Genomic DNA, 7,299 nt, shown 5'->3' with positions numbered 1-7,299 from the left:
CCCGCGGCGCCCTCAACAAACCGAGGCCCCCCATACGGGGGCCACGTCCCCCCCCCCGCGCCGGGGGGCCGGGACACGTCCGGCCCGCCCGGCCGTCGGAAGGGATGCGGTGCACGTGCCCGCGGAGGTCCGGGCAGCACACCTAGGACCTCGCGTCGACCACCAGGGATGTGGAGTACGGGTCGTTGTAGGTGTCGTCGAACTCGTCCCCGTGGGCGACGAACAGCCAGATGAAGAAGCTGATGATCGCGACGCCGAAGACGATGCCGATGGATCCCATGATGATCCCGGCGAGTGCCTGACCGTTGTTGGTCGCCTCGCCGCGCTGCACCCGCTTGCGGCCCAGGATGCCGAAGATCAGGGCGAGTGCGCCCAGGATCAGGCTGGGTATGCCGTAGACGCAGAACAGGCAGACGGCCAGGATGCCGAGCACCATGGCCGCCGTGCCCATCCCGTTGGAGGGCGCGGGACTCCCCCAGGGCGCCTGGCCGTAGGCGGAGTATCCCGGGTAGCCGCCGTACTGCGGAGCGGGCGCGGCCGGGTAGCCGTACTGCCCCGCGGGCGGGACCTGCTGGCCCGGTCCGTTCGGTGCGATCGGCGGCGGCGGTACCTCCCCGGTGCCGAAGCCGGGCCCGAAGCCGCCCGCGGGGCCCGGCACCGGCCCGGCCTGCGCCCCGGCGCCGGGCACCGGTCCCGTGGCGGGCGCGGGGCCGGGTTCGGCACCCGGCATCGAGGTGACCGTCGGCTGATCGTGCACAGCGGGCGGCCGGGGGCCGCCGGCCGGCTTGTCCAGCGGCACCCTGCTGTCCGGCGGAGCCCACGGATCGCTCGGCGCGGGCCCGCCCGCAGGCTGCTCTGTGTTCTCTGACATGGGCCTCCCCCATCGTGATCCCGTCATGCTACGGCCAGGCCCCATACGGCAGGACCCGGCCTACGATGATCCCCGTCCCCTGCCCGGCCGACCGCGCCCGGCACCCCGACCGTCCCACGCCCCGGAGAGTCCGATGCCCGATCTGCACCCCTTCATCGCGGGGCTGCCCAAGGCGGAACTGCATGTCCACCATGTCGGATCCGCCTCGCCCCGTATCGTCGCGGAACTGGCCGCGCACCACCCCGACTCGAAGGTCCCCACCGACCCCGAGGCGCTGGCCGACTACTTCACCTTCACGGACTTCCGGCACTTCATCGACGTGTACCTCTCCGTCGTGGACCTGATCCGCACCCCGGAGGACGTCCGGCTGCTGACCTTCGAGGTCGCCCGCGACATGGCCCGGCAGAACATCCGGTACGCGGAACTGACCGTCACCCCCTTCAGTTCGACCCGGCGCGGCATCCCGGAGCAGGGGTTCATGGAGGCGATAGAGGACGCCCGCAGGGCCGCCGAGGCCGAGCTCGGGGTCGTCCTGCGCTGGTGCTTCGACATTCCCGGTGAGGCCGGGCTCGAAGCCGCCGAGGAGACCACCCGGCTCGCCGTGGACCTGCGGCCCGGGGGGCTCGTCTCGTTCGGGCTCGGCGGCCCGGAGGTCGGTGTGGAGCGCCCGCAGTTCAAGCCCTACTTCGACCGGGCCATCGCCGAGGGCCTGCACTCCGTGCCGCACGCCGGGGAGACCACCGGGCCGCAGACCGTCTGGGACGCGCTGACCCATCTGCGCGCCGAGCGCATCGGCCACGGCACCCACTCCGTCCAGGACCCGGAGCTGCTGGCCCACCTCGCCGAGCACCGCATCCCGCTGGAGGTCTGCCCGACGTCGAACATCGCAACCCGGGCGGTGGCGGACATCGAGAAGCACCCGGTCAAGGAGATGGTGCGGGCGGGCGTCCTGGTCACCATCAACAGCGACGACCCGCCGATGTTCGGCACGGACCTCAACAACGAGTACGCGGTCGCCGCCCGCCTCCTCGACCTGGACGAGCGGGGCCTCGCCGCGCTGGCGAAGAACGCGGTCGACGCGTCGTACCTCGACGCGGCCGGCAAGCGGGCGCTGGCCGCCGAGATCGACACGTACACGACGAACTGGTCGGCGCGTACGGGCCGCTGACCCCGTTGGTGACAATGGCCCCATGGCCACCACTGTCACCGCCGTCGCCCACCGCGGCGATCCGTACCGGGTCCGCGAGAACACGCTCCTCTCGATCCGCTCCGCCCTCGACCGGGGGGCGGACGCGGTCGAGATCGATGTGCGGGTCACCCGCGACGGCGTACCGGTCCTGCTGCACGACGCCACGCTGGAGCGGCTGTGGGGCCACGACCTGCGCCTGGACCGGCTGACCCACGAGGAGCTCACCGGGCTGACCGCGGGCGGTGTGCCCACCCTGCGCGACGCGCTGCTCGCCGCCGGGAGCCACCGCGTCATGGTCGATCTGCCCGGCTCCACGGACGCTTCGGTCCGCGAGACCGTCGGGGTGGTGCGCGAGTGCGGCGCGGGTGAGCGGGTGTACTACTGCGCGGGCTCCGAGGCCATGCTGCGGGTGCGTGCCGCCGACCCGTCCGCGGAGATCGCCCTGACCCGGACGACGCTCGCGCCGCCGCGCGCCGCACTGCTCGACGCGGTGCGGCCGCGGTGGCTGAACTACCGGTTCGGCCTGGTGGACCGGGAACTGACGGACCGGCTCCACCGGGACGGGCTGCTGGTCTCCGTCTGGACCGCCGACACCAAGCGCACCATGCGCCGCCTGGTCCGTCAGGGCGTGGACTCGATCACCACCAACCGGGTCGACGCCCTGCGCGACGTCCTCGGCAACTCCCCGTCCGCCGACCCCTCTTGATCGGTCCTGCATCATGGACAGCGCCGCATCCACCGCGATGCCAGGCCCGGATCAAGAGGAGCACAGACGTGACCGATCCCCGCACCACCCCCCGCCCCGCCCGCGTCCGTTCCGACATCGCCCACAACGCGCGGGTCTGGAACTACTGGCTCGGCGGCAAGGACAACTACCCGGTGGACCGCGCGGTCGGCGACCAGGTCACCGGCATGTACCCGAGCATCGGTGAAGTGGCGCGCGCCGACCGGGCGTTCCTGGGGCGAGCGGTCCGGTATCTGGCCGGTGACGCCGGGATCGGCCAGTTCCTGGACATCGGCACCGGCCTGCCCACCGCCGACAACACCCACGAGGTCGCCCAGCACACGGCGCCCGATTCCCGCGTCGTGTACGTCGACAACGACCCGATCGTCCTGGCCCACGCCCGGGCGCTGCTCACCAGCTCACCGGAGGGCGCGACCGAGTACATCGACGCGGACGCCCACCACCCGGAGTCGATCCTGCGGGCCGTCGAACCGACGCTGGACCTGAGGAAGCCGGTCGCGGTCATGCTGCTCGGCATCCTCAACTTCGTCCTCGACACCGGTGAGGCCCGGCGCGTCGTGCGCACGCTGATGGACGCGGTGCCGTCCGGCAGCCATCTGGTGCTCACCCATCCCACGCTGGAGCTGGGCGGCGAGGGCAACGAGGCGGCGATGCGGTTCTGGAACGAGAACGCCACGCCTGCGATCACCGCGCGCAGCCGGGCCGAGTTCACCGGGTTCCTGACGGGGCTCGACCTGGTGGAGCCGGGCATCGTGTCCTGCGCGCGCTGGCGCGCCGAGCCGGGTGCGGTGGAGGTCGCCCAGTTCGGCGCGGTGGCCCGGAAGCCGTAGTGGCCACACCGGGGGCGCGCCCCCGGGGAGTGGGGAGCGCCGACCTCCGGGCGACGGACATCGGGGCGGCCCCGGGACCGGTGGCAGCCGGGGCGGGGACGGGAGGCACCCGCGGTCCCTCCCGCGCCCTCGACTCCGGCGTGGACTCCACGGACGCGAAGGGGCAGGGCGCCGACGGCGCCGTGACGGGCCTGCCGGCCGGCGCCTTCGGTGCCCCGGCGCGGGAGTGACTAAGCCGGCCGCCGCGGCGGCGAGCGGCTCCGGTGGCGGTGCCTGCGGCAGCGCCTCCAGCCGTTTGATCATGCGGCGGACGGCGAGCAGCGGGATCACCCCGAAGACCCCGAACGACATGTCGATGACGGACCACCAGAAGGGGATGCCGCGGATCGGTCCGCAGATCAGGGCGAGCGGGATGATCCCGGCACAGGCGATCATGCCGAACTCGACGACCCAGATGTTGCGGACCGGGTCGCGGTAGGGGCCGTAGAAGGCGACCGCGATGACGAGGTGTGCGAAGGCCAGCCAGTCGGTGCCGTACAACACGAAGGGATACTCCGCGTCGGCCTCGTCGAGACCGGTGCGGACCCGGGTGATCCACTCCAGCAGGGCCGGGAAGTGCTCGGGCACGGGAGAGGCCGAGGACCTCAGCAGGTCCTCGGCCCAGTGGAGTTCATGCACCAGCGGGAAGGCGGTCAGCCCGCTCAGCGCCAGACAGACGACCAAAGGCGGCCAACCACACGCGTATGCGCCTCAGCTGGGCTCTCCGCTCGCTCATGGCCGCAGCGTACGCCCGGGTTCACCCGCTCTTCACACCACCCCGGCCACGGTTCACAGGCCGACGACGGAGTTCCACTTCTTCGCGAACTCGGTGCGCTCCTCGGACGTGATGTCGCGGGCGATCGCCAGTCGCCGGCGGATCGCGCCGTCCGGAAAGATCAGCGGGTCCTCGGCGAGTGCGGCGGTCTCCTCGTCCTTGGACGAGGCCAGCACCTCACGGGCGGCCGGCACCGGGCAGACGTAGTTGACCCAGGTCGCCAGTTCCGCGGCGACCTCCGGTTCGTAGTAGTAGTCGATGAGTTTCTCGGCGTTGCGCTTGTGGTGGGCGAGGTTGGGGATCATGAGCGATTCCGCCCAGAGCTCGGCGCCCTCCTCGGGCACCACGAACTCGATCTCCGGGTTGTCTGCCTGGAGCTGGATGACGTCGCCGGAGTAGGCCTGGCAGGCGAGCACATCGCCGGTCGACAGGTCCTTGATGTAGTCGTTGCCGGTGAAGCGGCGGATGTGCCTCTTCCTCACCAGCTTCTCCACCTGGTCGCACACCTGGTAGAAGTCGTCGCGTTCCCAGCGGGTGACATCGACGCCGTTGCCCTGCATCAGGAGTGCGAAGGACTCGTCGAGCCCGGACAGCAGCGTGACCTTGCCGCGCAGGTCGTCCGCCCACAGATCACTGGTGTGCTTGATCTCGCGGCCGAGCTTCTTGCGGTTGTACGCGATGCCGGTGATCCCGGACTGCCAGGGGACGCTGTGCATCCGGCCCCGGTCGAAGGCGGGCGAACGCAGCTGCGGATCCAGGTACTTGGTGACGTTGGGCTGCTCGGCCCGGTCCATCTCCTGCACCCAGCCGAGCCGTACGAACCGCGCGGCCATCCAGTCGCTGATGACGATCAGGTCCCGGCCGGTCTCCTGGTGGTTCATCAGCGCCGGGCTGATCTTCCCGAAGAACTCGTCGTTGTCGTTGATCTCCTCGGTGTACGTGACCGAGATCCCGGAGCGCCTGCCGAACGCGTCGAGGGTGGGCCGCTTCGACGTGTCCTTGTCGTCGGTGTCGATGTAGAGGGGCCAGTTCGAGAAGTGCAGGGAACGGTCGCTCGCGGAGGTGTCGCGTCCGGCGCGGTCACCGGGCTGCACATAGGCGGCGGGCACTCCGCAGCCGGCCAGAGCGGCACCGGCCGCTGTTGCCCCGAAGGCGCGCAGCAGGGACCGGCGGGACATGGGGTGGTTCGGGGTTGCTCGCACCCGCGCAGGATGCCGGTCGCAGGTCGGCGCGGACAATGGACCAACCGTCCAGCGGCACCCGCTCCGTCCGCACACCCTGTCGATGCCGCCCCCGCTCTCCGGCATGCGTACGGCCCCGGGCCGGGCCCGGGGCCGTACGCGTCGCCAGACGGAGTGTCAGCCGTCGAGCGAGGTCATGACGTGCTTGATGCGCGTGTAGTCCTCGAAGCCGTACGCGGAGAGGTCCTTGCCGTAGCCGGACTTCTTGAACCCGCCGTGCGGCATCTCGGCGACGAGCGGAATGTGGGTGTTGATCCACACGCAGCCGAAGTCGAGGTTCTTGGACATCCGCATGGCGCGGGAGTGGTCCTTGGTCCACACCGAGGAGGCCAGGGCGTACTCGACGCCGTTGGCGTACGCGACGGCCTGGGCCTCGTCCGTGAACTTCTGGACGGTGATGACCGGGCCGAACACCTCGTTCTGGATGATCTCGTCGTCCTGCTTGAGGCCGGAGACGACGGTCGGGGCGTAGAAGTAGCCCTTCTCGCCGACCCGGTGGCCGCCCGCCTCGACCTTGGCGTGGGCGGGGAGCCGCTCGATGAAGCCGCTGACCTGCTTCAGCTGGTTGGCGTTGTTGAGCGGGCCGTACAGCACGTCCTCGTCGTCCGGCTGCCCCGTCTTGGTGTCGGCGGCGGCCTTGGCGAGGGCGGTGACGAACTCGTCGTGGATGGACTCGTGGACCAGGACGCGGGTCGCGGCCGTACAGTCCTGGCCCGCGTTGAAGTAGCCCGCGACGGAGATGCCCTCGACGGCCTTGGCGATGTCGGTGTCCTCGAACACGACGACCGGGGCCTTGCCGCCGAGCTCCAGGTGGACCCGCTTGACGTCCTTGGCGGCGGACTCGGCGACCTGCATGCCGGCCCGTACCGAACCGGTGATGGAGGCCATCGCCGGGGTCGGGTGCTCGACCATCGCGCGGCCGGTGTCGCGGTCGCCGCAGATGACGTTGAAGACGCCCTTGGGAAGGATCTGGCCGATGATCTCGGCGATCAGCACGGTCGACGCCGGAGTGGTGTCGGACGGCTTGATGACGACGGTGTTGCCCGCGGCCAGCGCCGGGGCGAACTTCCAGACGGCCATCATCATCGGGTAGTTCCACGGCGCGACCTGCGCGCAGACGCCGACCGGCTCACGCCGGACGATGGAGGTGAGGCCCTCCATGTACTCGCCGGCCGAGCGGCCTTCGAGCATCCGCGCCGCACCCGCGAAGAAGCGGATCTGGTCCACCATCGGCGGGAGCTCTTCGGTGCGGGTGAGCTCGATCGGCTTGCCGGTGTTCTCCGACTCGGCCGCGATGAGGTCCTCGGCGCGCTCCTCGAAGGCGTCCGCGATCTTCAGCAGGGCCTTCTGGCGCTCGGCGGGCGTGATGTCGCGCCAGGCGGGGAAAGCGGCCGCGGCGGCTTCCATCGCGGCATCGACATCGGCCTGGCCGGAGAGCGGCGAGGTCGCGTAGACCTCTTCCGTCGCCGGGTTGACCACGTCGATGGTCCGCCCGTCGGCGGCGTCCCGGAACTCTCCGTTGATGTAGTTGCGCAGACGGCGCACCTCGGTGGTCACAACCACCCCTCCTGTCGACACGTCCAATGAGTGAGATGACCAGCCTAGTCGC

At 70.9% G+C, this 7,299-nt stretch carries 7 protein-coding genes and 1 pseudogene; 4 read left to right on the top strand and 4 right to left on the bottom strand.

The window, feature by feature from the left end; genetic code table 11:
• Positions 1-142: 142 nt before the first annotated feature.
• A complete protein-coding gene (locus ACFVT1_RS38380) occupies positions 143-871 on the bottom strand; it encodes a DUF4190 domain-containing protein (RefSeq protein ID WP_389804729.1) in 729 nt (242 codons plus the stop codon).
• Positions 872-1,004: 133 nt separating this feature from the next.
• Between ACFVT1_RS38380 and ACFVT1_RS38375 the strand changes: the two genes are divergently transcribed.
• The 4 genes from ACFVT1_RS38375 to ACFVT1_RS38360 all read left to right on the top strand — a co-directional run bounded on the left by ACFVT1_RS38375 (position 1,005) and on the right by ACFVT1_RS38360 (position 3,865).
• On the top strand, positions 1,005-2,039 hold the full coding sequence (locus ACFVT1_RS38375) for an adenosine deaminase (RefSeq protein WP_389804726.1): 1,035 nt from the start codon (positions 1,005-1,007) through the stop codon (positions 2,037-2,039).
• A gap of 22 nt (positions 2,040-2,061) precedes the next feature.
• Positions 2,062-2,766, top strand: coding sequence for a glycerophosphodiester phosphodiesterase (locus ACFVT1_RS38370; RefSeq protein WP_389804724.1), 705 nt, complete (start codon positions 2,062-2,064; stop codon positions 2,764-2,766).
• Positions 2,767-2,834: 68 nt separating this feature from the next.
• Entirely contained in the window at positions 2,835-3,635 is an 801-nt protein-coding gene (locus tag ACFVT1_RS38365) for an SAM-dependent methyltransferase (RefSeq protein ID WP_389804721.1), read from the top strand.
• Complete coding sequence (locus tag ACFVT1_RS38360) at positions 3,635-3,865, top strand: hypothetical protein (RefSeq protein WP_389804718.1); 231 nt, start codon at positions 3,635-3,637, stop codon at positions 3,863-3,865. The genes ACFVT1_RS38365 and ACFVT1_RS38360 overlap by 1 nt, the downstream gene beginning before the upstream one ends.
• Before the next feature lie 16 nt (positions 3,866-3,881).
• Here ACFVT1_RS38360 and ACFVT1_RS38355 read toward each other — a convergent pair.
• The 3 genes and pseudogenes from ACFVT1_RS38355 to ACFVT1_RS38345 form a co-directional block, all read right to left on the bottom strand.
• Positions 3,882-4,410 (bottom strand): annotated as a pseudogene (locus ACFVT1_RS38355) (hypothetical protein); the annotation flags it as partial.
• Between the two features lie 53 nt (positions 4,411-4,463).
• Positions 4,464-5,627, bottom strand: a complete 1,164-nt coding sequence (locus tag ACFVT1_RS38350) for a spermidine/putrescine ABC transporter substrate-binding protein (protein ID WP_389804775.1) — start codon at positions 5,625-5,627, stop codon at positions 4,464-4,466.
• Positions 5,628-5,807: 180 nt separating this feature from the next.
• Positions 5,808-7,247, bottom strand: coding sequence for a gamma-aminobutyraldehyde dehydrogenase (locus ACFVT1_RS38345; RefSeq protein WP_389804715.1), 1,440 nt, complete (start codon positions 7,245-7,247; stop codon positions 5,808-5,810).
• Positions 7,248-7,299: the final 52 nt, after the last annotated feature.

Source organism: Streptomyces sp. NPDC057963, assembly GCF_042887155.1.
GTDB lineage: Bacteria > Actinomycetota > Actinomycetes > Streptomycetales > Streptomycetaceae > Streptomyces.
The sequence above is the reverse complement of the archived record's forward strand: the minus strand, read 5'-3'. Positions and strand labels throughout refer to the sequence as shown.

Excerpts from the sequence above, each read along its gene's own strand:
- ACFVT1_RS38370 (WP_389804724.1), top strand. The coding sequence starts at position 2,062 with ATGGCCACCACTGTCACCGCCGTCGCCCACCGCGGCGATCCGTACCGG.
- ACFVT1_RS38380 (WP_389804729.1), bottom strand. The coding sequence starts at position 871 with ATGTCAGAGAACACAGAGCAGCCTGCGGGCGGGCCCGCGCCGAGCGAT.
- ACFVT1_RS38375 (WP_389804726.1), top strand. The coding sequence starts at position 1,005 with ATGCCCGATCTGCACCCCTTCATCGCGGGGCTGCCCAAGGCGGAACTG.
- ACFVT1_RS38350 (WP_389804775.1), bottom strand. The coding sequence starts at position 5,627 with ATGTCCCGCCGGTCCCTGCTGCGCGCCTTCGGGGCAACAGCGGCCGGT.